Annotated in this window: 20 protein-coding genes; 11 read left to right on the forward strand and 9 right to left on the reverse strand. The window is 74.6% G+C overall.

Annotation, left to right across the window (positions count from 1 at the left end):
* Window positions 1-425: 425 nt before the first annotated feature.
* Complete coding sequence (locus tag ACQPXD_RS29785) at window positions 426-1,232, reverse strand: endonuclease/exonuclease/phosphatase family protein (protein ID WP_432824628.1); 807 nt, start codon at window positions 1,230-1,232, stop codon at window positions 426-428.
* Window positions 1,233-1,285: 53 nt separating this feature from the next.
* Here ACQPXD_RS29785 and ACQPXD_RS29790 point away from each other — a divergent pair, with 53 nt between their 5' ends.
* A complete protein-coding gene (locus ACQPXD_RS29790) occupies window positions 1,286-1,456 on the forward strand; it encodes a hypothetical protein (RefSeq protein ID WP_432824629.1) in 171 nt (56 codons plus the stop codon).
* 9 nt (window positions 1,457-1,465) lie between these two features.
* On the opposite strand, the gene gltX is transcribed toward ACQPXD_RS29790, so the two are convergent.
* The 3 genes from gltX to ACQPXD_RS29805 form a co-directional block, all read right to left on the reverse strand.
* Window positions 1,466-2,920, reverse strand: a complete 1,455-nt coding sequence (gltX, locus tag ACQPXD_RS29795) for a glutamate--tRNA ligase (RefSeq protein ID WP_432824630.1) — start codon at window positions 2,918-2,920, stop codon at window positions 1,466-1,468.
* A gap of 65 nt (window positions 2,921-2,985) precedes the next feature.
* The gene (locus ACQPXD_RS29800) at window positions 2,986-3,996 is read right to left on the reverse strand and encodes a hypothetical protein (protein WP_432824631.1); all 1,011 of its coding nucleotides are present in this window, start codon (window positions 3,994-3,996) and stop codon (window positions 2,986-2,988) included.
* Between the two features lie 64 nt (window positions 3,997-4,060).
* On the reverse strand, window positions 4,061-4,216 hold the full coding sequence (locus ACQPXD_RS29805; protein WP_432824632.1) for a hypothetical protein: 156 nt from the start codon (window positions 4,214-4,216) through the stop codon (window positions 4,061-4,063).
* Here ACQPXD_RS29805 and ACQPXD_RS29810 point away from each other — a divergent pair.
* The 8 genes from ACQPXD_RS29810 to ACQPXD_RS29845 all read left to right on the forward strand — a co-directional run bounded on the left by ACQPXD_RS29810 (window position 4,215) and on the right by ACQPXD_RS29845 (window position 12,222).
* The gene (locus ACQPXD_RS29810) at window positions 4,215-4,355 is read left to right on the forward strand and encodes a hypothetical protein (RefSeq protein WP_432824633.1); all 141 of its coding nucleotides are present in this window, start codon (window positions 4,215-4,217) and stop codon (window positions 4,353-4,355) included. The genes ACQPXD_RS29805 and ACQPXD_RS29810 overlap by 2 nt on opposite strands.
* Window positions 4,355-5,548, forward strand: coding sequence for a sensor histidine kinase (locus ACQPXD_RS29815; RefSeq protein WP_432824634.1), 1,194 nt, complete (start codon window positions 4,355-4,357; stop codon window positions 5,546-5,548). The genes ACQPXD_RS29810 and ACQPXD_RS29815 overlap by 1 nt, the downstream gene beginning before the upstream one ends.
* A 106-nt stretch (window positions 5,549-5,654) precedes the next feature.
* Entirely contained in the window at window positions 5,655-6,302 is a 648-nt protein-coding gene (locus ACQPXD_RS29820; RefSeq protein WP_432824635.1) for a response regulator, read from the forward strand.
* Between the two features lie 311 nt (window positions 6,303-6,613).
* Window positions 6,614-8,791 (forward strand): glycoside hydrolase domain-containing protein, encoded by a 2,178-nt coding sequence (locus ACQPXD_RS29825; RefSeq protein ID WP_432844006.1) that lies wholly within the window; start codon window positions 6,614-6,616, stop codon window positions 8,789-8,791.
* A complete protein-coding gene (locus ACQPXD_RS29830; protein ID WP_432824636.1) occupies window positions 8,788-10,041 on the forward strand; it encodes a glycosyltransferase in 1,254 nt (417 codons plus the stop codon). Before ACQPXD_RS29825 ends, ACQPXD_RS29830 begins: the two co-directional genes overlap by 4 nt.
* A gap of 25 nt (window positions 10,042-10,066) precedes the next feature.
* Window positions 10,067-10,483 (forward strand): hypothetical protein, encoded by a 417-nt coding sequence (locus ACQPXD_RS29835; RefSeq protein WP_432824637.1) that lies wholly within the window; start codon window positions 10,067-10,069, stop codon window positions 10,481-10,483.
* A gap of 73 nt (window positions 10,484-10,556) precedes the next feature.
* On the forward strand, window positions 10,557-11,576 hold the full coding sequence (locus ACQPXD_RS29840; protein ID WP_432824638.1) for an NAD-dependent epimerase/dehydratase family protein: 1,020 nt from the start codon (window positions 10,557-10,559) through the stop codon (window positions 11,574-11,576).
* Between the two features lie 7 nt (window positions 11,577-11,583).
* Window positions 11,584-12,222, forward strand: coding sequence for a TetR/AcrR family transcriptional regulator (locus tag ACQPXD_RS29845; RefSeq protein WP_432824639.1), 639 nt, complete (start codon window positions 11,584-11,586; stop codon window positions 12,220-12,222).
* Window positions 12,223-12,247: 25 nt separating this feature from the next.
* Here ACQPXD_RS29845 and ACQPXD_RS29850 read toward each other — a convergent pair whose 3' ends face one another.
* On the reverse strand, window positions 12,248-13,549 hold the full coding sequence (locus ACQPXD_RS29850) for a condensation domain-containing protein (protein ID WP_432824640.1): 1,302 nt from the start codon (window positions 13,547-13,549) through the stop codon (window positions 12,248-12,250).
* A 194-nt stretch (window positions 13,550-13,743) separates the two neighbouring features.
* On the opposite strand from ACQPXD_RS29850, the gene ACQPXD_RS29855 reads away from it, so the two are divergent.
* Window positions 13,744-15,330: a flavin monoamine oxidase family protein gene (locus ACQPXD_RS29855; protein ID WP_432824641.1), complete on the forward strand. Its 1,587-nt coding sequence runs from the start codon at window positions 13,744-13,746 to the stop codon at window positions 15,328-15,330.
* On the opposite strand, the gene ACQPXD_RS29860 is transcribed toward ACQPXD_RS29855, so the two are convergent.
* Window positions 15,317-16,222, reverse strand: coding sequence for an LLM class flavin-dependent oxidoreductase (locus tag ACQPXD_RS29860; protein ID WP_432824642.1), 906 nt, complete (start codon window positions 16,220-16,222; stop codon window positions 15,317-15,319). The two genes, ACQPXD_RS29855 and ACQPXD_RS29860, sit on opposite strands and share 14 nt — an antisense overlap.
* A gap of 66 nt (window positions 16,223-16,288) precedes the next feature.
* On the opposite strand from ACQPXD_RS29860, the gene ACQPXD_RS29865 reads away from it, so the two are divergent.
* Complete coding sequence (locus ACQPXD_RS29865) at window positions 16,289-16,630, forward strand: MmcQ/YjbR family DNA-binding protein (protein WP_432824643.1); 342 nt, start codon at window positions 16,289-16,291, stop codon at window positions 16,628-16,630.
* Window positions 16,631-16,640: 10 nt separating this feature from the next.
* Here the strand turns inward: ACQPXD_RS29865 and ACQPXD_RS29870 are convergent, their stop codons facing one another.
* The 3 genes from ACQPXD_RS29870 to ACQPXD_RS29880 form a co-directional block, all read right to left on the reverse strand.
* Entirely contained in the window at window positions 16,641-17,237 is a 597-nt protein-coding gene (locus tag ACQPXD_RS29870) for a nucleotidyltransferase domain-containing protein (protein WP_432824644.1), read from the reverse strand.
* A 340-nt stretch (window positions 17,238-17,577) separates the two neighbouring features.
* Window positions 17,578-19,902, reverse strand: coding sequence for a putative bifunctional diguanylate cyclase/phosphodiesterase (locus ACQPXD_RS29875; protein WP_432824645.1), 2,325 nt, complete (start codon window positions 19,900-19,902; stop codon window positions 17,578-17,580).
* A 56-nt stretch (window positions 19,903-19,958) separates the two neighbouring features.
* On the reverse strand, window positions 19,959-20,663 hold the full coding sequence (locus ACQPXD_RS29880) for a TetR family transcriptional regulator (RefSeq protein ID WP_432824646.1): 705 nt from the start codon (window positions 20,661-20,663) through the stop codon (window positions 19,959-19,961).
* Window positions 20,664-20,676 lie beyond the last annotated feature (13 nt).

A 20,676-nucleotide genomic window follows, 5' to 3' on the forward strand; every position in this document is an offset into this window, starting at 1 on the left:
ACCATCGGCTTATACGCCCGGTCTCTTGCCCGACGAAGGCGTGCGCAGACGGGCCTCTCCTGTTCCGGACCAGACCGTGAACGCGTGCCACTCCCCCTACCCCGGAGGGACCCAACAGGCTTAACCCCGGAACGAGGCCCGCCAGGCATGGCCTTCGCCGTGAAATGAGCGGCTCGGCTCCCCCATTGTGGCTGTGACGAGGCTGCAGGATTCGCTTCACGCTGCGGCCCGCGTTCTTGCTCCCTCCAAAAAGGCTTTCGACACCCCGCTCAGCCCGCCACCTCTCGACGACGAACCGGGGCCTGCTACCGGGCGCTCCGGTACCTACCCGGACGGGACTCACACCCGCTGGCCTGATCCAGCTTCCAGGACGCACCACCGCGGCAGCCTACGGCCGCTCCCCCGACGCCGCCCGCCGGACCCGGTCAGCCGGTGGCCAGGGTCACCAGGAGGGCCGGGTGGTCGGTGGAGAGCGCCATGTCGATCGCCGTGCCGGCGGCGACCGTGAACTCCTCGCTGGCCAGCACGTGCTGCACCGCGCCGTCGTCGGCCCGCCGGTAGCCGGGGACGCAGGAGGCGGCGGCCTGCGGCAGGTTGAGGTCCCCGGCCACGACCGTCGGCACGTAGCCGCCAGCGGCCCGGACCGCGGGGACGGCGACGCCGAGCAGGTAGCCGCACTGGGCGAGGGCCACCGCCCGGCTGGTGTTGGCGAGGTGGGTGGTACAGGCCTGGAAGCCGCCCGGGGCGTGCACGCACAGCCAGGCGCGCTCCTCCGGGTCGTGCCGGTCCTGGTCGTCGTCCGGATACAGCCCGCCGTGCACCGTGTAGTCGCGCAGCGGCGCCGGCAGGCGGGCCAGCAGCCCGATGCCGAACGACCGGCCGTTGCGGCACTGGAACGCCGCCCCGGTGCGCCGGTCGCCGGCCGCCTGGAAGGCCCGCACGACGGTCTCGCCCGGGTAGAGGCCGGCCAGCACCGCCCCGATCGCGTCGACGTCGTCCTGGCAGATCTCGTTGAGCGTGACCACGTCGGGTCGCTGCGCCCGCACCGCACCGGCCGCGGCCGGCACCGCCCGCCCGGTGTAGCAGCCGGCCCAGCCGCTGTCGCACAGGTTCATCTGCAGCACCCGCAGCGGCCGCCGGCTCGCCGAGCCCGGCACCGGCGTCGCGAACAGCACGGCGGCCCCCACGCACAGGAGCAACGCCGCCAACCGCCGCACCCCGCGCCGGACCATGGCGGAAGTGTATCGATGTCTAGCCGGGCCGCGGGGTGGGTAATGGTCCGGACGTGAACGATGACGACCCGCGCGAGCGCCTGGAGGCGCTGCCCGACGACGAGCCGGACGACGCCGACTTCGCCGCCGAGCACGAGGACAGCACCTTCGCCGACGAGACCCGGGGCGGGCCGGAGCGGTCCGAGGAGCCCGAGAGCCCGCGCGGGCGGGCCGGGATGGACTGAGCCCGCAGCCTAGGACGGCAGGCCGGCGGCGGCCTGGCGGAGCCGGTCCGCCGTGCGCGCCGCGCCGAGGGCGGCCATGGTGTCGTCCAGCGGCGGCGACACCGGCTTGCCGACCAGGGCCAGGCGCGCGGTCATGAACGAGCGGCGCCGGTTCAGGCCGAGCTCGCCGACCACGCGGTCCAGGGTCGGGGTGATCTGGGCCGGCTCGAACGGGTCGAGCTGCTCCAGGTTCTTCGCGAAGGCCTCGAGCGCGGTGCGGGCATCGGCCGGGGGCAGGCCGTGCTTGGCCAGGTCCGCGGGCAGGATCTCGACGGCGTCCGCGGCGAGCCAGTCGAGCTGATCGGCCAGCTCCGACAGCTTCTTCGTCCGTTCCCGCAGCGGTACGACCAGAGTCCGGACGTCGTCGACGCCGAGCCCGGCGGGCAGGAACGGCTCGGCCGCCCGCAGGAACTCCTCGTCGCCCAGCGCGCGCAGGTAGTGGCCGTTGAGCCAGTTCAGCTTGTCGATGTCGAACACCGGGCCGACCGGATTGACGCGGGCGAAGTCGAAGGACTCCACGACCTCGTCGAACGTGAAGATCTCCCGCCCGTCGGGCATCGAGTAGCCCATCAGGGCGAGGAAGTTGACGAGCGCTTCCGGAAGGTACCCCTCCTCCTGGAACCACTTCAGCCGGGCCGCCGGGTTCTTCCGCTTACTGATCTTGGACCGGTCGACGTTGCGGAGCAACGGCATGTGGGCGTAGACCGGCACCGGCCAGCCGAGCCAGCCATACAGCAGCAGATGCTTGGCGGTGGAGCTGATCCACTCCTCGCCGCGGATCACGTGCGTGACGCCCATCGCGTTGTCGTCGACGACGACCGCCAGGTGGTACGTCGGGAAGCCGTCCGCCTTCAGCAGCACCTGGTCGTCGGGCTGCGGCGGGGTGATCTCGCCGCGGATGAGGTCGGTGAAGGAGATCCGGGCCTCGTCCGGCACCAGCATGCGGATGACCGGCGTCTCGGTGAAGCCGGGCAGCTCCGCGCGCTCCTCGCGGGTCTTGCCGTAGCACATCCGGTCGTAGCCGGTCGGCATCTTCAGCTGCTGCTGGCGGTTGCGCATCTGGGTGAGCCGCTCGGACGAGCACCAGCAGTGGTACGCGTGCCCCGCGGCGAGCAGGCGCTCGGCCACCTCGCGGTAGGTGGGCAGCCGCTCGGACTGCCGGTACGGCGCGGCCTCCCCGCCGACGTCGGGCCCCTGGTCCCAGCCGAACCCGAGCCAGTGCAGGGTGTCGAAGACCTGCTGCTCGCTGCCCTCGACGTAGCGGGTGCGGTCGGTGTCCTCGATGCGCAGGATGAACTGCCCGCCGTGGCGCCGCGCGAACGCCAGGTTGAACAGGGCGGCATACGCGGTCCCGACGTGCGGGTCGCCGGTCGGCGACGGGGCGATGCGGGTGCGTACTTCTCGCTCGGTCCCAGGTGTGCTCACCAACGTAACAATACGGCGGGCCCACGTGCGGCCCGGCGCCGGGCCGTCGCTGTCAGCTTCGCGGGTCAGCCGAATATCACCACCGCGGGCAGCATGGTCCGCAGCGGCTCGCCGACGTCGTCGACGCCGCGGCCCTCGAACATCAGCACCAGCGTGATGTCCTCGGCGACCCACGCGCAGACCGTCAGCTTGGCGCCGCCGCGGTCGGCCGGTGAACACTCGGCGACCCCGCCGATGAACCCGGGGTCGACCGGGGTGTGGGCGGTGACGGTGCCGCCGGTGATCTCCCCGGCGAGGCGGGCGGCGAACGGGCCCACCTGCCAGAGCCACCCGCTGCCGAGCGCGTTGGCGCTGCCTCCGGCGAGCAGGGCGGACTGACCGGACGGGTCCTTGTACGTGGCGGCGACCGGGTCCGGGACGCCGTCCTTCGCCAGGGCCTGCCGCACCTGATCCTCCTGGGCACCGCCCGGCGCCTTCTTCCAGGAGCCGATCGTGTCCGGCGTGACGAGCCGCAACCGCTTCGAACCGCTACCGCCGCCGCTGCTCGCCGCGACCGGCACCGATGCGGCCGGGCCGTCGTCCCGGCCCGCCAGGATGGTCCCGACCCCCACCCCGGCCGCCACGACCACCACGGCGGCCGCGATGGCCAGCCCCACGATGAGCCCCGTCCGCCGCCGCGGCGGCACGACCGCCGGCGGCGCCCAGACGGGCGGCGGCCCGTAGCCCGGGTAGGCCGGATACCCCGCCGGGGCGGGATAGCCCGGCGGGACAGGATAGCCCGGCTGCGCGGGATAGCCCGGCGGGACGGGATAGCCCGGCTGCGCGGGAAAGCCTCCCGAAACCGGCTGCGCCGGGTAGCCGGGCTGCGCCGGATAAGCCGCCGTGCCCGGCTGCGCCGGATAAGCCGCCGTGCCCGGCTGCGCCGGATAAGCGCCCGGCACCGGCTGCGCCGGATAGGCCGCCGCGCCAGGCTGCACCGGCTGCGCGGGATAGGCGGCCGGAGCCGGCTGCGCCGGGTGAGCCGCTGTGTCCGGCTGCGGCGGCGGGGCCGGCTGCGGTGGGTTCGGGTCGGCCATGGACGGGCTCCTCGATCGGGATCCGGCGGCGCGGTCCGCCGAATCATAGAGGCCCGCCGGGCTTTCAGCGTGCCCGATCGCGCGTGATGAAGAAGCCGCGAATCGCCCACAGGGCGCCGAGCACGACGGCGCCGACGATGGCGAAGGTGCCGATCGCGGACGAGTCCAGCACCGCCAGGATGGCGCAGACGGCGCCGTAGGCGACGGACAGGGAGAGCATGATGCGCATCGTCAAACGTGGATTCATGCCGACCATGCTGGCCGCCCGGGGGCGCGGCGCGCTGCGGCCGGTGGTCGGCGATCGATATCCGACGACGGTTGGATGCGCGAGCGGTGGCCGGCGCGCGATCCTGGAGTGATGACCACCGTCGAAGCCGGCGCCGACCCCGGGCAGCACGAGTGGCACCGGCTGGCCGTCGCCTGGCACGCGGCGTTCGCCGGGCTCACCGCGCTCACCGCGGCGCTGATCGCGGTCGACGACTCGCTGGGTCCGGGCCGCCGGGCGCTCGGCGTCGTGCTGGTCGCCGCGCTCGCCGGCTGGTATCCGCTGGCCGGCGCCCGGCTGCTGCGCCGGCCGCGCACCGGCGGCGGCTGGCTCTACGTGGCGGTAGCCGTGGGCCTGTCCACCGCCGTGTTCGCCGTCGCGCCGGCCGGCGCGGTCCTGCTGTTCATGCTGTTCCCACACGTGTGGGCGATGCTGCCGCCGCGCCAGGCGGTGGCCGGCTCGGCGGTCGCGGTGGCCGCCGACGGCGTGGTCATGGCGGTGCGGGTGGCGACGCCGTCGCGGATCCTCGGCGAGGTCGTGGTGCCGATGGGTCTGGCCCTGCTCACCGCCCTCGCCGTCGGCCTGTGGATCAGCCGGATCATCGAGCAGAGCGCGCGCCGGGCCAGCCTGCTCGCCGAGCTCGAGGCCACCCGGGCCCGGCTGGCCGAGGTGAGCCACCGGGCCGGCGCGCTGGCCGAGCGGGAGCGGATGGCCCGCGACATCCACGACACCGTCGCGCAGGGCTTCACCAGCGTTCTGCTGCTGCTCGACGCGCTGGAGGCGGAGCTGGCCGAGGGTCAGGACGCGGCCCGCGGCTACCTGGAGCGGGCCCGCGACACCGCCCGGGAGAACCTGGCCGAGGCCCGCTCGCTGATCGAGGCGGCCACCCCACCGGCGCTGGCCGGGACGTCGCTGCCCGGGGCGCTGCGCCAGGTCGTCGCGCGGGTCAGCCCCGACCTGCCGGCGGGCGCGGCGCTCACGGTTGCCGGCTCCCCGCGCGCCCTGCCACCCGACCGCGAGGTGGTCCTGCTGCGCGCCGGCCAGGAGGCCCTGGCCAACGTGCGCCGGCACGCGGGGGCGACGAGGGCCGAGGTGCACCTGGAGTACACCCCGAGCGGACTGATCCTGCGGGTGAGCGACGACGGCCGCGGGTTCGACCCGGCCGCCTCCCCCGGCGGCTTCGGCCTGTCCGGCCTCCGCGAACGCGTCACCGCCGCCGGCGGCGCCCTGGACGTGCGCAGCAGCGCGGGCGCGGGCGCCACGGTCACGGTAGAACTGCCGGCATGAACACCGCCACGGACCCGCGAAGCCCACTCGACCCGCGCACCAGCCCGGGCGCGACGGGCGACGCGCGAATCCCGCGCGGCAGCACGGGCGTGCCGGAGCGGCGGGCATGAGCGCGGCCGGGGACGTGCGGATCCTCGTCGTCGATGATCATCCGATCGTGCGGGAGGGACTGCGGGCGGTGCTGGAGCGCGAGCCCGGGCTCACCGTCGAGGCGGACTGCGGCAGCGGCCTGGAGGCGGTACGCCTCGCCGAGCGCCTGCGCCCCGACGTCGTGCTCATGGACCTGCGCCTGCCCGACCTCGACGGCATCGCCGCCATCGAGCGCATCGCCGGCCGCGGCCACGGCGCGGTGCTGGTGCTCACCAGCTATGACACCGACGGCGACGTGGTGCGCGCGGTGGCCGCCGGCGCGATCGGCTACCTGCTCAAGGGCTGCAGCCGCGAGGAGCTCACCTCCGCCGTGCGCACCGCGGCCCGAGGCGGCACCGCGATCGCCGCGCCGGCCGCGACCCGGCTGATCCGCGGCATGCGCGGCGACGTGCCCCGCCTGACCGCCCGCGAGCTGGACGTGCTCCGGTGCATCGCCCGCGGCCTGTCCAACCCGGAGACGGGCCGCGAGCTGTTCGTGAGCGAGGCGACGGTGAAGAGCCACCTGATGCGGATCTTCGACAAGCTCGGGGTGAAGGACCGCACCGCCGCGGTGACCGAGGCCATCGCCCGCGGCCTGCTCCCCCCGCCCACCGCCGGCCGCTGACCATTCCGCGGGCCGGCCCGCGCCGCCGGCACGTCATGCCGGATTTTCGCCCGTCAGGCGAAAAACCGGACCCGGCAGCCAGGCCCAGTGCCGTCATAGCCGAGCGCCGCCGACCCGACGTGCGCCGCGGACGCCGCGGGTGGAGGGCGCGAGCCGACAAGGGCCGGTGAACGACGGGCGTCACCCGCAGGCGGTGAGTTCACCAACCCGAAACCCATGACGGGTAGCGCACCCGATAGAGTCCCGCCATCTTTGACGACGTTGATCCCTTCATCGGTACCGCCGCGACCGACCTGCCGCCCGCGCACGGTCTGGCCGCCACATGGTGGTGGCCGAAGCCGCAGGTCGGCAACACGCACCCCGGCGCCACCTCGCCCATGGGCATGGTCTCCGCCTGTGCGTACTCCGGGGCGTACCCGACCGGATACGGCCGGTACACCAAGAACACCGAGGGCGTGCCCGAGGAGATGTTCGACCGGCTGCAGGCCTCCGGCTTCACCCACTTCCAGCAGTCCGGCACCGGCGCCATCCGCAAGTACTACAACTACGTCCGGGTCACCCCGATGGTGCAGCAGCTCGACGAGCTCGGCAGCTCCTGGCCGCTGTACGACGAGGTGGCCGAGGCCGGCTACTACGCCGCGACCCTCGACACCGGCGTCCGTTGCGAGATCACGGTCGGCACGAAAGTGGCCGTGCACCGGTACACCTTCCCCGAGCACAGCAGCGCCCGCGTGGTGATCGACCTGTCCTGCGGCGGCCTGGCCATCGATCTGGGCCGGACCGTCCCGCTGCGCGCGCACGCGGAGAGCCTCGGCCACGGCCACGTGCAGGGCACGGTGGTCATGGAGGGGGTACCGCTCTCCGTGCACGCCGAGCTCGACAGCCCGGGCTGGCGGCAGATGCTGTGGTACGACCGCCGGCTCATCGACGGCGGCACCCGGCTGGACTTCGACAGCATCCGGCCCACCACGCTGCGGCCCTTCGGGATGCTGTACATGGGCCCGACCGTGGCCGGGCAGACCGTCGAGCTGCGGCTGGGGTTCTCGCTGCGCGGCTGCGAGCAGGCCCGGCGCAACCTGGAGCAGGAGTGCGGCCAGGCGCGGCGCGCGTTCGACCGGGTCCGCACCGGCACCCGGGAGCGCTGGCACGACCACCTCGAGCGGGTCAAGGTGGAGGGCGGCACGCCGGCCCGGCGCACGGTGTTCTCGACCGCGATGTACCACTCGCTGATCAAGCCCTGCTTCGCCGACGACGAGAGCCCGTGGTGGCCCGCCTCCGGGCCGTTCGCGTTCGACGTGTGCACGATGTGGGACATCTACAAGACCCAGCTGCCGCTGCTCGGCGCGATCGCCCCGGACCGGTCGCGCGACCTGCTCGAGTCGCTGCTCCGGGTGTGCGAGGAGGACGGCAACTTCCCGATCGGCTACCGGATGGCCCGCGGCGCGGACCGGTTCTTCCGCCAGGCCAGCGCGCTGGCGCACACGGCGCTGGCCGACGCGCACGCGCTGGGGCGGCCGGGGCTGGACTGGAGCTGGGCGCTGGTGCACATGGTCGACGACCTGCGCCGGCTCTACGGCGAGGACTTCTTCGAGCACGGCGTGGTCCACCCGATCACGCACACCCTCGACCTGGCCTTCGCCCACTACTGCACCGCGAAGGTGGCCCGCTCGCTCGGCGACGCCGGGCTCGCCGACGACCTCGAGCGGCGCAGCCGGGGCTGGGTCAACGCCTTCGACCCGGGCACCGGGCTGCTGCGCGACTCGGAGTTCTACGAGGGCGGCAAGTGGAACTACTCGTTCCGGCTGCTGCACGACATGGCCGCGCGGATCGCGCTGGGCGGCGGCGACGAGGCGTTCGTGGCCAACCTGGACCGGTTCTTCGGCTACGACGCCGCCCCGGTGAAGCAGCCCGGCCAGCGCCCGCAGCCGGCGGAGATGGCGGCCGGCTACGCGCTGAACCGGTTCGAGGGGCTCAACAACGAGCCGGACATGGAGGCCCCGTGGGCCTACCACTACGCCGGCCGGCCCGACCGCACCACCGAGATCGTCCACGCGGCGCTGACCTGGCAGTTCGGCACCGGCTCGGGCGGGCTGCCGGGCAACGACGACTCCGGCGGGCTGAGCTCGTGGTACGTCTGGGCGTCGCTCGGGCTGTTCCCCGTCGCCGGGCAGAGCCTGTTCCTGATCAACGCGCCCGCCTTCGAGCGCGGCGCGATCCGGGTCGGCGAGCGGGAGTTCGTCGTGGAGACCAGCGGGCACCGGGAGAAGCCGATCGGCGCCGACGGGATCGACTACGACCCGGCGCCGCAGTACGTGCAGTCGGTCACCCTGGACGGCCGGCCGCTGGAGGCCACCCACCTCACCGCCGCCGAGGTGCACCGCGGCGGCGTGCTGCACGTGCGGCTGGGCCCCAAGCCGACCGCCTGGGGGCGGCGGGTGCGCCCGCCGTCGTCGTCCGATCCACGAGACAGGGCCGAGGAGCCGAGATGACGTACCCCAGCCGCCGTCTCGTCATCGTCGTGCGGGCCGACCCGGTCATCTGCGGCCACGCCGGCGAGGCGCGCAACCTCGCCGAGGTGGCGCTGACCCGCGGCTTCGACGACGTGCGGCTGCTGACCTGGCCGATACCGGCGCTGCAGGCGGCCGGGCTGCCGCTCAAGCCGCTGGACCGGCTGCTGCCGTACAGCCCGGGCATCACCGTGGAGCGGCCCGAGCCGGTCGGCGACTACCGGGTGCCCGACGGGCGGCATCTGGCCGGGCTCACCGGACGGCTGGTCGAACTGCTGGCCGAGCCGGTGCCGACCACCTGCCTGTCGATGTACCTCGTGCCGCACGCCGCCGTGGTCGCCGACGCGCTGAGCGCCGCCCGGGCCGCCGGGTTCGACCCGGACGTGCGGACCATCGCCAAGGCGGTCGGCTCCGACGTGACCAACGTGATCCGCTCCTGCCTGCGCGAGGACCGGCTGGGCGCGGCGATCGCCCTGTTCACCACGTTCCTGGGCAACGACCGGCTGGTCGCGGTGTCGCAGTACACCAAGGATGAGATCGTCGCCGCCGCCGAGCAGGTCGACGCCCGGTGCGGCACCGGGTTCGCCGAGCAGTCGCGCCGCCGGGTGGAGATCGGCTACCCGCCGATCGACGTCTCGGCGTACCTCGACCTGGACGAGGCCGACGTCGACGCGGCCCTCGCCGCGCGCGGCCTCGAGCGCGACGGCTACATCCTGTTCCTGTCCCGGGTGGCCCGGGCCAAGGGCATCTACGACCTGGTGATCGCCTACGGCCAGATGCACTGCCGGTCCCGGGTCAAGCTGGTCGTGGCCGGCACCGGCCCGGCGCTGGAGCACGTGCGGGCGATGGCGAAGGAGGACGACCGGGTCATCTTCCTCACCGACGTCGACGACGAGGAGAAGCCGCTGCTCATGCGCGGCTGCGCGGCGTACGCCCTGCCCACCCGCCCGGAGCCGGACTTCGTGGAGACGTTCGGCATCGCCCTGGCCGAGAAGCTGCTGGCCGGCGGCGGCCCGGTGGTCACCACGCTGACCGGCGGCACCGGCGAGGCGATCGGCGACGCCGCGGTCATCGTCGAGCCCGGCGACGTGGGCGGCCTGGCCGCGGCCCTGGACCGGGTGGTGCTGGAGATGTCCGACGCGGAGCGCAAGGACCTGGAGATCCGCGGCCGGGAGCACGCGATGTCCTTCGAGCGCACCGCGGTCTTCGACCGGCATTTCCCGCCGGCCTGAGCGTACCGTTGACCCGGGAGGCATCATGATCGTCACCCGGGATGCGATGCCGGTGGGCGTGCCGCCGATGGCCGCCTACGAGCACCTGCTCCACCTCAGCGAGCTCCCCCGGTTCGGGTCGGGGGTGATGAGCCTCGCGGCGCTGGACGAGCGCAGCGCCCACCTGGTGCTCGACCTCGGCGGCCGGCGGATCGAGTTCGTCGCCGAGGTCGCCGAGGCGGAGCCGGGCCGGTTCGTGCGCCGGCGGGCCCGCGGCACCGCGGCGCTGGTCGAGTCCTTCTGGCTGGAGCCGCTCGGGGACGGGCGGACCAACGTGGTCGCCGTCGTGGAGCTGGATGAGGCCCAGATCGCCCTGTCCGACGCGCCGACGGTGCTGCACAACCGGCTGTTGGAGGACCTCAAGGGATTCCGGCGCTTCTGCGAGGAGTTCGCCGCCACATAACCGGAGACAGGATCTCCTCTTTGCCGTACGATACCGGAGACGACATCTCCGGTATCGCGGTGAGGGGACGACCATGACGGAAACGGTGCTGGTCACCGGCGGCACGGGCTACGTGGCCGGCTGGTGCATCGCGGCGTTGCTCCGGCGGGGGTACGACGTGCGCGCCACCGTGCGCGGCCCGGCCAAGGAGCAGGCCGTGCGCGACGCGGTGGCGAGCGTCGCCGACCCCGCCCGGCTGAGCTTCGCCACGGCCGACCTGACCGCCGACGCCGGCTGGGACGAGGCCGTCGACGGCGTCGCCGGCGTGCTGCACGTCGCCTCGCCGCTCGGCGACGACACCGCCCGCGACCCCGGCGCGCTGATCGTGCCCGCCCGCGACGGCGCCCTGCGGGTGCTGCGCGCGGCCGCCGCGCACGGCGTGCGGCGGGTGGTGCTGACCTCGGCCGCCAACGCGGCGAGCCCCGGCTCGTACCGCAGCGAGGGCGTCACCGACGAGACACTGTGGACCACCGACGGCCCGGCGCTGCCGGCGTACCGCCGCTCGAAGACCCTGGCCGAGCGCGCCGCGTGGGACTTCGCCGCCGCCCACGGCGGCACCGAGCTCACCACCGTGCTGCCGGGCGCGGTCTTCGGGCCGATCCTGTCCACCGCCACGCTCGGCTCGGTGCGCATCATCGAGCGGATGGTCCGCGGCGACCTGCCCGGCGCGCCGCGGATCGGCCTCGAGGTCGTCGACGTGCGCGACGTGGCCGACCTGCACGTGCGCGCCATGCTGTCGCCCGACGCCGCCGGGGAGCGTTTCCTGGGTACCGGTGAGTTCATCTGGATGCGCGACATCGCCCGCATCCTGCGCGAAGGCCTCGGCCCGGCCGGCGCCCGCGTCTCCACCCGGCAGATCCCCGACGCGCTGGTCCGCCTCGCCGCGCTGCGGGACCGCTCGCTGCGCTCGATCACGGTCTCGCTGGGCCGCCGCAACCGGCACACCACCGCGAAGGCGGAGCGCCTGCTGGGCTGGCGGCCCCGCCCGGCCGCGGAAACCGTCCTGGCGTGCGCGCGCAGCCTCATCGAGCACGGCGTGGTACACCCGGAATAATCGCCCCATGACCGAACGGGCCCCGCGCAAGGACTCCGCCCGCAACCGGGCCCGGCTGCTGGCCGCGGCCCGGGAGGTGTTCGCCGCGCGCGGCTTCGAGGCCACCCTCGACGACATCGCCCGGCACGCCGGCGTCGGCACCGGCACCGCCTACCGGCACTTCCCCAACAAGCAGGCGATCGCCGCCGAGGTCCTGGCCGACGCCACCGCGGCGATCCGCGACGACGCCACCGAGGCGCTGGCGCTGCCCGACCCGTGGGCGGCGCTGGCGGCGTTCTTCGAGCGCACCGCCGCCCGCCAGGCCGCCGACCGCGGCCTGTACGAGACCCTGACCGGCCAGGGCAACCCGGACGAGCAGGCCCGGATCTGGCCGCAGGTGATCGCCGCGGTGACCCAGCTGTTCGACCGGGCGCACGCCGCGGGCGCGATCCGCGCGGACGCGGCGCCGCAGGACATCGCCGCCGTCTTCGCCATGCTGGGCCCGGTCTTCGACATGAGCCGCACGACCGGCGTCGATTTGTGGCGGCGGTACCTCACGCTGCTGCTCGACGGCCTCCGCCCGGCGACCGCGACCCCGTTCCCGGTGCCGCCACCCCCGCCGGAGCTCCTCGACGCCCTGCTGCGCTCCGGCAAGCACCGCGGCTGACCGGCAGGCCGCGTCGCACCGCCGCTCAGGCGCCGACGACGAAGTCCTCCATCTCGTGCAGCAGCGTGCGCAGGTCGGGCAGCGACAGGGAGCGGGTGTCGACGTCGACGGTCATGCGTACCACATCAGGCACGTCCTCGACGGTGACCATGAGCTTCGGGCCCAGGAAGGTCAGCGGCTCCTCGGCCAGCACCCGGGTCTCGGCCGGCGCCGGGCCGGGGTCGCCCGGCGCCGGCGGGCGGGGCCCCCGGCGGTCGTTGTAGAGGCAGGTCAGGTCCAGGTGCTCGGCCCGCTCCCGGATCATCCGCTCGGTCAGGTCGGCCCGGGCCGCCGGGTCGTAGTAGGCATACTTCGACGCGCTCATCGATGCCGTGCGGGCCCGGGCCACCGCCTCCGCGGCGCTCACCCCGGCCACGTCGAGCACGCACAGGCCGTCCTGGGTGATCGGGCTGACCACGTCGCGCAGGCCCGGGCGGAAGCGGTTGCTGATGATGCCGATGGCGACGAACGGCCCGTGGCCGGGCCGGACCCGCTCGAAGCCGGCGGCGAACGCGGCGAGCAGCACCCAGGCCGGGTCGGCGCCGAGCCGGGCGCAGAGGGCGTCGGAGGCGAGGTGCATGGCGCGGGACTGCCAGCGCAGCCGGCAGAAGATCGGGTCGCCGCGGTCGACCGGGTCGCCGAACATGCTGGCCGGGATGGTGCGCAGGTGCGCCTCCCAGTACCGCACGGCGGCCGCGGTCTGCCGCGCCGACGCCGGCTCGAGTTGGCGGCGGGCCAGGTCCAGCGGCTGGTCGGCGGTGTACGGCCCGGCCGGCTCCCCGGTGCGCGGGTCACGCCCGGCCAGCTCGCGCATCATCACCGCGATGCCGCCGAGGTCGGCCGCGATGTGGCAGATGAGCACGACGACGTGGGTGACGGCGCCGCCGCGGCGGACCACGCCCATCCGCAGCGGCCACTCCTGCTCGTAGTCGAACTTGCGCTGCCGCCACTCGTCGGCCAGGGCCTCGGCGACCGCCGCCGGGTCCGGCCCGCCGTCGGCGTCGACGACCTCCAGGGCGGTCTCGCCCGAGCCGTACACCTCCTGCGTGACGGTGCCGTCGTCGGCGAAGCGCAGCAGGGTGCGCATCGCGGCGTAGCGGCTCATGAAGAAGCGCAGCTCCGCGGCGAAGTCCCCGGTCGTGCGCCGGTCGGTGACCTCGACCACGCCGCCCATGCTCATCGACGAGTCGGACTCCACCATCGCCGCCCAGACCTGCCGCTGCCCCCAGGCCAGCGGCCCGCTCCCGGCGCCGGGCCCCTCGAACGGCACGATGATCCGCTCCGACAACTCCTGCGCTCCCAGCTCCCCGCGGTGTCCCGGCCGGCGGTCCGGCATTCGCTCTGGTGGATGCTCGCACACGACCCGGCCGCTGTGATCCGCCGTTCGGCGGTTGTTCACCGGCCGGCGGGTGTGCGCGGCTCGCAACGGCGCGGTAATCGGCAAAGACATCGACGTTCATGAACGGAAAGCACGATCGGTCGATGGTCACCCGGCGCAGCTTTCTTCAATCGGTAGGCGTCTCCGGCGGGGCCGGTGCGCTGTTCGCCACGATGGGCGCCCTCGGGCTGGCGCCGACCGAGGCGCAGGCCGCGCCGCCGTTCCGCGCGCCCTCGCCGGCCGACTTCCGCCTCACCGGGCGCTCGGCGCGCAAGGTGGTGGTCCTGGGCGGCGGCATCGCCGGCCTGACCACCGCCTACGAGCTGGGCAAGGCCGGCTACAGCTGCACCGTGCTGGAGGCCCGCCCGCGCACCGGCGGCCGGAACTTCACCGTGCGGGGCGGCACCGAGCAGAGCGACCTCGACGGCTACGCCCAGCGCGCCCGGTTCTCCGACGGCATCTACATGAACGCCGGGCCGGCCCGCATCGCGCAGTGGATGGTCACCCTCGACTACTGCCGCGAGCTGGGCGTGCCCGTGGAGGTGTTCACCAACCAGAACGCGAGCGCGTTCATCTACAACGAGTCGGCCGGCATGACGCCGGGCAACGCGGTGCGGTACCGCACCGCCAAGGCCGACGTCTACGGCTACGTCTCCGAGCTGCTCGCGAAGGCGACCGACCAGGGCGCGCTGGACGCCCGGCTCACCGCCGACGACAAGAGCCGGCTGCTGTCGTTCCTGCAGAGCTTCGGCGCGATCGGCGGGCCGGCGAGCGGATTCGCGTACACCGGAACCGAACACCGCGGCTATGTCAGCGATCCGGGCGCGGGCAACGACGCCGGCGTCGTGCTCGGGCCGCCGCCGTCGCTGTCGGACGTGTTCGCCAGCAACGTGGGGCGGTACTTCTCCTTCGAGTTCGGCTACGACCAGGCCATGCTGATGTTCCAGCCGGTCGGCGGGATGGACCAGATCCCGCGCGCGCTGACCAGGGCGATCGGCGAGCACAAGATCGAGCTCGAGGCCGTCGTCACCGGGCTGACCGGCACCGCCACCGGCGTGGAGGTCACCTACACCCAGCACGGCCGGGCCCGGCGCATCACGGCCGACTACTGCGTGGCGACCCTGCCGCCGCACCTGCTCGCCCGCATCCCGCACAACCTCGGCGCCGACATCACCGCCGCGCTGAGCGGCTTCCGGGTCACCAACGTCGGCAAGATCGGCCTGGAGTACCGCAGCCGCTGGTGGGAGACCGACTACAAGATCTTCGGCGGCATCACCGAGACCGACCTGGACCTGCAGCACATCTGGTACCCCTCCTACGGCCACCTCGGCGAGCGCGGCCTCGTCATCGGCTACTACAACACCGGCAGCGCGGCGAACGTCTACAGCGCGCTGTCCCCGGCCGACCGCGAGGCCCGGGCGGTCATGCAGGGCGTGAAGATCCACGGCGACAAGTACCGCACGGAACTGGCCCACTCGTTCTCGGTGGCCTGGCACCGCACCCCGTACCTCGAGGGCGGCTGGACCTCACCGCCCTACTCGGCCCCGGGCTACCAGCTGCTCCTGCAGCCCGCGGGCCGGGTCTACTTCGCCGGCGACTGGCTCAGCCACTCGGTGGCCTGGCAGCACGGCGCCTTCGTCTCGGCCCGGGCCACGGTCGGCGCCCTCCACCAGCGGGTCATGACCAGCTAGCGCCCGGCCCCGGCAGGCTGCGCAGCGCCGGGAGCACGTCGCGCGCCACCTGCTCCAGCACGGTCTCGCTGCCGGCGTACCAGCTGTCCGCCCGCGGCCAGTGGGTGATCACCTCCGTGAAGCCCAGCTCGGCCGCGCGGCCGGCGGCGTCGGCGAAGAACTGCGCGCTGGACAGGGAGAACACCGGCGCGGCGTCGAGCGACAGCAGCCGGTCCAGCTCGCCCGGCCCGCGCCCGGCCCCGGCCTCCGCCTCGCCGAACCGCTTGGTCAGCTCGTCCACCGAGCGCCACCACTCGGCCAGGTCGTCGCCGCGCCGCCCGGTGGTCACCCAGCCCCGGCCGAACCGGGCGGCGAGGCGCATGGAGCGCGGGCCGTTCGCCGCCACGACGAACGGCACCCGGGGCCGCTGGACGCAGCCGGGGGTGCTGCGGGCGTCCACCGCGCGGAAGTACCGCCCGGCGGCGTCGGCCTGCCCGTCGCGCAGCAGCCGGTCGAGCAGGGTCACGAACTCGGCGAAGCGGTCCACCCGCTGCCGGGGCGACAGCTCGGGCAGGCCCAGCACCGCGGCGTCGTAGCCCTCGCCGCCGGCCCCCAGGCCCAGCGTGACCCGGCCCGCGGAGATGTCGTCGAGCGCGGTCACCTCGCGGGCGAAGTGCACCGGATGGCGGAAGTTGGCCGAGGCGACCATGGTGCCGAGCCGGACCCGCGAGGTGACCGCCGCGGCGGCCGTCAGCACCGGCACCGCGTCGAACCACGGGCCGTCGACCAGGTCGCGCCAGCCGATGTGGTCGTACGTCCACGCGCTGTCGAACCCGAACTCCTCGGCCATCCGCCACTGGCGCGCCGCCTGCGCCCACCGGCGGTCGGGAAGGATCACGATGCCCACTCGCACAGCGGACACGCTACCGCCAGGCCCCGGCGGGCGGGCGGCGGCGCGGCCGGGCATAGTCTGGAGCGCATGGCCGACGCCGACGACGTGCGCAGGCTGGCGCTCGGCCTGCCCGACGTGGTCGAGATCGACAGCGAGGGCTTCGACTTCCGGGTCGCCGACAAGGGTTTCGTGTGGTCGTATCCGGAGCGGCAGCCGGGCAAGCCGCGGGTGATCCGCACCGACGTGGCCGTGCTCTACGTCGGCGACGAGGCGGAGAAGCAGGCGCTGCTGCTCGGCGAGCCGGAGCGGTTCTTCACCACCCCCGCCTACGACGGGCTGCCGCTGGTCATGCTGCGGCTGGCCGCGGTCGACGGGGAGCGGCTCGCGGAGCTCGTCACCGACGCCTGGCGCATGCGGGCCGACCGCTGAGCCGGCCGCGTCACGGGCCGGCCAGGGCGGCGCGCCACGGGTGAGCCGGGGCGGTCAGCGCGAGCCCGTCGTCCAGCCAGCGCCGCTGGTCCGGGGCGAGCAGCGGCAGCACGCCGCGGAAGTCGGCCTCGTCCTTGTCCCGGGCGTGCTTGGCCTTGAACAGCAGCGCGATCTCCGGGATCAGGTACGGCACGCCGTCCGGGGTGCGGCGGATGATCTCCGCATACGGGCGGCGGATGCGCGCGTCGCGCCGGCAGATCCACACGTCGCCGGCGTGCGGCTCGCGGAACACGTCGAGGCGCCAGCGGGCGGCGGCGCGGTCCCAGGCCCAGGTCTGGTGGCTCACGGCCAGCGCCTCGGGAGTGGCCGGGACGACCGCGCCGTCGTCCGCGACGTAGAAGTCGCAGTCGGGGAAACGCTCGGCGACCCGGGCGAAGCCGGCGGCCGGCACGGCGATCTCCAGGTCGCCGTGCGGGCGGGACGGCGCGCCGCGGAACAGGTCGAGGGCCCAGCCGGCCGCGACGCACCACGGCAGGTCCAGGCCGGCGAGGCGGTCGGCGACCGCCCGCGGCGGCCACGCGTCCCAGGCATCGAGGTCCGGCGTCACCCGAGGACCGTACCTGGCGTCGCCGGCGCCGCCCCGAGGCGGTGGCAGGGCGGACGTATGTCTCCGTGATCATGCTGCCCACGATGGCCGCACCCCGGGTTTGCCATGATCCCGGAGACTTTCGGTACACAGGCGTACATCACCACTCCACGATCATGAAAAACCGTTGGTGTCGGCGGTGGGTGCGGCATGATCGCGGAGACTTCCGGTCCCTGCGCCGTGCTCCGCGGCCGCCGGCGCCCGGCATCGGGACGCGATCGCCGACCGCGCCCCGCCCAGCGCGTCGGGAGCGCGGCACGCCGTGCCCGACCGGCCGGGCACCACCGGATGCGTCCCGCACTCAGGCGGGGACGGGCGCGGCGAGCAGCGCGGCGAGGCGGTCGGCGGGCACCGGGCGGCAGAAGTGGTAGCCCTGGGCGTAGCGGTAGCCGAGCTCGTGCAGCCGCCGGGCCTGCTCGGCGGTCTCCACGCCCTCGGCGACCGCGTCGACGCGCAGGCCGTCGGCGATCTGCAGCAGCGCGGTGGCGATGACCGCCGGCGGGCCGCCGGCGCAGATCTCCTCCACGAAGCTGCGGTCGACCTTGATGACGTCGACCGGGCAGGTGCGCAGCAGGCCGAGCGAGGAGTGGCCGGTGCCGAAGTCGTCCAGGGCGATGCGCAGCCCCATCGCGGCCAGGGCGCGGACCGACGTCAGGGCCAGCTCGTCGTCGAAGACCGCGGTCTCGGTCACCTCGATCGTCAGCCAGGCCACGTCGGCGCCGCTCTCGGCGATGATCCGCCCGACCGTGGCCGGGAAGTCGGGGTCGCGCAGCTGGCGGGCCGAGACGTTGACCGACACCGTGACCGGCCGGCCGCCGGGGCCGGCGGCGCGCAGCCGGACCGCCTGGGCGCAGGCGCTGCGCAGGACCCACTCGCCGAGCGGGGCGATCAGGCCCGTGCGCTCGGCGACGGGGATGAACACCGACGGCGGGACGGCGCCGCGATCCGGGTGCGACCAGCGGACCAGGGCCTCGACGCCCGTCGTGGCGCCGGACGGCAGCGTCACGATCGGCTGGTACACCATGTGCAGCTGACCGGCGTCCAAGGCCCGGCGCAGCTGCGCGCCCAGCCGGGCGTCCTCGGCGGCGGCCCGGTCCAGCTCGGGCGTGAACCGCGCGATGCGGTGCTTGCCCCGGTCCTTGGCGGCGTACATCGCCACGTCGGCGCGGCGCAGCAGCTCCGGCGCGTCCACGGCGGCGGCCGCGTAGGCGGTGGCGTCGGTGAGGCCGATGCTGGCCCGGACCATCAGCTCGGCGCCGCCGGCGGCGAGGGGGTGCTGCAGCGCCTCCGCGACCCGGGCGACGAGCGCGTCGGCATCGGCCGGGCCGGCGTCGGCGAGCACGGCGAACTCGTCGCCGCCGAGCCGCACGACCGTGCCGAGGTCGCCGACGACGCCGGTGAGCCGCTCGGCGACGGCCCGCAGCAGCTCGTCGCCGACGTTGTGCCCGAGCCGGTCGTTGACCAGCTTGAAGTCGTCGAGGTCGATGAGGGCGAGGTGCAGCCGGTGCGGCGGCACGCCGGCCGCGCCGTCCATGCACTGCTGCAGCATCCGCCGGTTGCCCAGGCCGGTGAGGGTGTCGTGGGTGGCCTGCTGCTCGAGCAGGTCGTGGGCCTCGCGCAGCTGCGCCACGGTGCGGTCGACGGTGGCCAGCAGCCGGGCGTTGACCCGGAAGGCGTGGATCTGGCGGACCACGACCACCATCGTGAGCAGCACCGCGCCCGCGGTGAGCACGCGGGTGTCGGTGCCCGGGTCGGCGAAGAGCAGCAGGCCGTTGGCGGCGGCGACGGCGAGGTACGGCGCGATGCTCCACCGCCGCGCCCGGGCCGGCGGCGGGGGCAGCGCGGCGGCCCGGCGCTGCCGGTCCGCGGCTAGGAAGATGAACACGCAGGCGACCGGCACCGTGATGTGAGCGTCGCCGATCGCCGGGAAGGACACCAGCGCCGGCGCGAGGGTCCCGGACGCGGCGGAGGCGGCGGTGGCCAGGGCCAGCATGCGCAGCGCGCCGCGCTCGATCGCGCCGATGCCGGTGGCGGACAGCTTGACGAACACGGCGATGGACGCGCAGCCGCAGACCACGGCCACGACGGCCGGCCACACCGAGCCGACCACCCGGCCCCAGGCGTCGCCGTGGCGGAACGACAGGTGCCAGGCGAACAGCGCGACGGTCACCATGACCGTGCCGCTGTCCAGCACCAGCTGCAGCGGGCCGAGGCGCTGCGCGGCGGTGCCGGGCAGCCGCAGCAGGCCCCACTGGGTGACCGCGGAGGCGGCCATGAAGCAGCCCAGCGTGAGCGCGCTCAGGTGCTGCGACGGTGCGCCGGGGCCGGACAGGGCGTCGTGGGCGTTGCTCAGCGCGCCGGCGCCCAGCATCACGCCGGCCAGCGCCACGCACCGCCAGAAGTTGCGTGCGGCCCGGCTCAGCCCGGGCGCGGCGGACGCCCGCCAGCACTGCCACGCCGTCGCGCCGGCCAGCACCGGCATGGCCACCCAGCCGACCAGCGGCGCCTCCCACCGGCGCAGCAGGGCCCCGGCCAGCCAGGCCGCGAGCACCGCCGCGGCCGCGGCGCCGACCAGCATCGACCCGGTGGGCCGCAACGGCCGCACCATCCGCTCGTCGACTGCCACCGCACGATCCTCTCCGACAACCTGGTCCCCCGGTAATCGGCCGGTGCGGCAGCAAGCTAAGGGGTCCCGGGGCCGGTCAGGCCCGAGCGCAGCACGGCCGCCGCCCGGCGCAGGTCGGCGGTGACCGCCGAGCGCAGCCGGGCCGAGGTGGCGGCCCGGCCGAGGTGCCGGCCGATGCTGCGGAACTGCACCGGCCACAGCCCGAGCAGGGCGGTGGCGGCGGCCTGCGGCCCCGGGTCGTCCGCCCGGCCGCCCCACCGGGCGGCGAGCCGCTCGGCGGCGACGGCGACCAGCCGCTCGGCCATGTCGCGCTGGTAGGCGCGCAGGGCCGGGGTGGACTGGATCAGCGCCCCGAACCGGCGGAACCGGTCGGCGGCCACGGCCCGGTCGGGCTGGTCGTCGAGCCAGGCACACAGCGCGGCGAGCTCGTCGCCGAGCACGCCCACCGCCGCGTCGAGGGGCTCGGTGTCCGGATCGGCCAGCGCGACCCGCAGTGCGGCCTCGGTGGCGTCCGGGTGGTCGAGGATCAGCGACTCCTTGGTCGGGAAGTAGTTGAACACCGTCTTCTGCGACACGCTGCACGCGGCGGCGATCTCGGCGACGCTGACGTTGTCGAAGCCGCGCTCCAGGAACAGCTCGGAGGCCGTGTCGGTGAGCAGCTGGCGGGTCTGGCGCTTCTTGCGCTCGCGCAGGCCCTCGGCGCCGCCCGGGTCGGCCGCCGGGCCACGCAGGCCCGCCCAGTCCACGGTTCGCGCGTTCACGGCGTCAATCCTA

Source organism: Dactylosporangium sp. CA-092794 (assembly GCF_050948465.1).
In the GTDB taxonomy this organism is placed as follows: Bacteria; Actinomycetota; Actinomycetes; order Mycobacteriales; family Micromonosporaceae; genus Dactylosporangium.

Coding starts and splice junctions, on each gene's coding strand:
- ACQPXD_RS29785 (WP_432824628.1), bottom strand. CDS start 1,232: ATGGTCCGGCGCGGGGTGCGGCGGTTGGCGGCGTTGCTCCTGTGCGTG.
- ACQPXD_RS29800 (WP_432824631.1), bottom strand. CDS start 3,996: ATGGCCGACCCGAACCCACCGCAGCCGGCCCCGCCGCCGCAGCCGGAC.
- ACQPXD_RS29810 (WP_432824633.1), top strand. CDS start 4,215: ATGATGCGCATCGTCAAACGTGGATTCATGCCGACCATGCTGGCCGCC.
- ACQPXD_RS29805 (WP_432824632.1), bottom strand. CDS start 4,216: ATGCTCTCCCTGTCCGTCGCCTACGGCGCCGTCTGCGCCATCCTGGCG.
- ACQPXD_RS29815 (WP_432824634.1), top strand. CDS start 4,355: ATGACCACCGTCGAAGCCGGCGCCGACCCCGGGCAGCACGAGTGGCAC.
- ACQPXD_RS29820 (WP_432824635.1), top strand. CDS start 5,655: ATGAGCGCGGCCGGGGACGTGCGGATCCTCGTCGTCGATGATCATCCG.
- ACQPXD_RS29830 (WP_432824636.1), top strand. CDS start 8,788: ATGACGTACCCCAGCCGCCGTCTCGTCATCGTCGTGCGGGCCGACCCG.
- ACQPXD_RS29835 (WP_432824637.1), top strand. CDS start 10,067: ATGATCGTCACCCGGGATGCGATGCCGGTGGGCGTGCCGCCGATGGCC.
- ACQPXD_RS29840 (WP_432824638.1), top strand. CDS start 10,557: ATGACGGAAACGGTGCTGGTCACCGGCGGCACGGGCTACGTGGCCGGC.
- ACQPXD_RS29845 (WP_432824639.1), top strand. CDS start 11,584: ATGACCGAACGGGCCCCGCGCAAGGACTCCGCCCGCAACCGGGCCCGG.
- ACQPXD_RS29855 (WP_432824641.1), top strand. CDS start 13,744: ATGGTCACCCGGCGCAGCTTTCTTCAATCGGTAGGCGTCTCCGGCGGG.
- ACQPXD_RS29865 (WP_432824643.1), top strand. CDS start 16,289: ATGGCCGACGCCGACGACGTGCGCAGGCTGGCGCTCGGCCTGCCCGAC.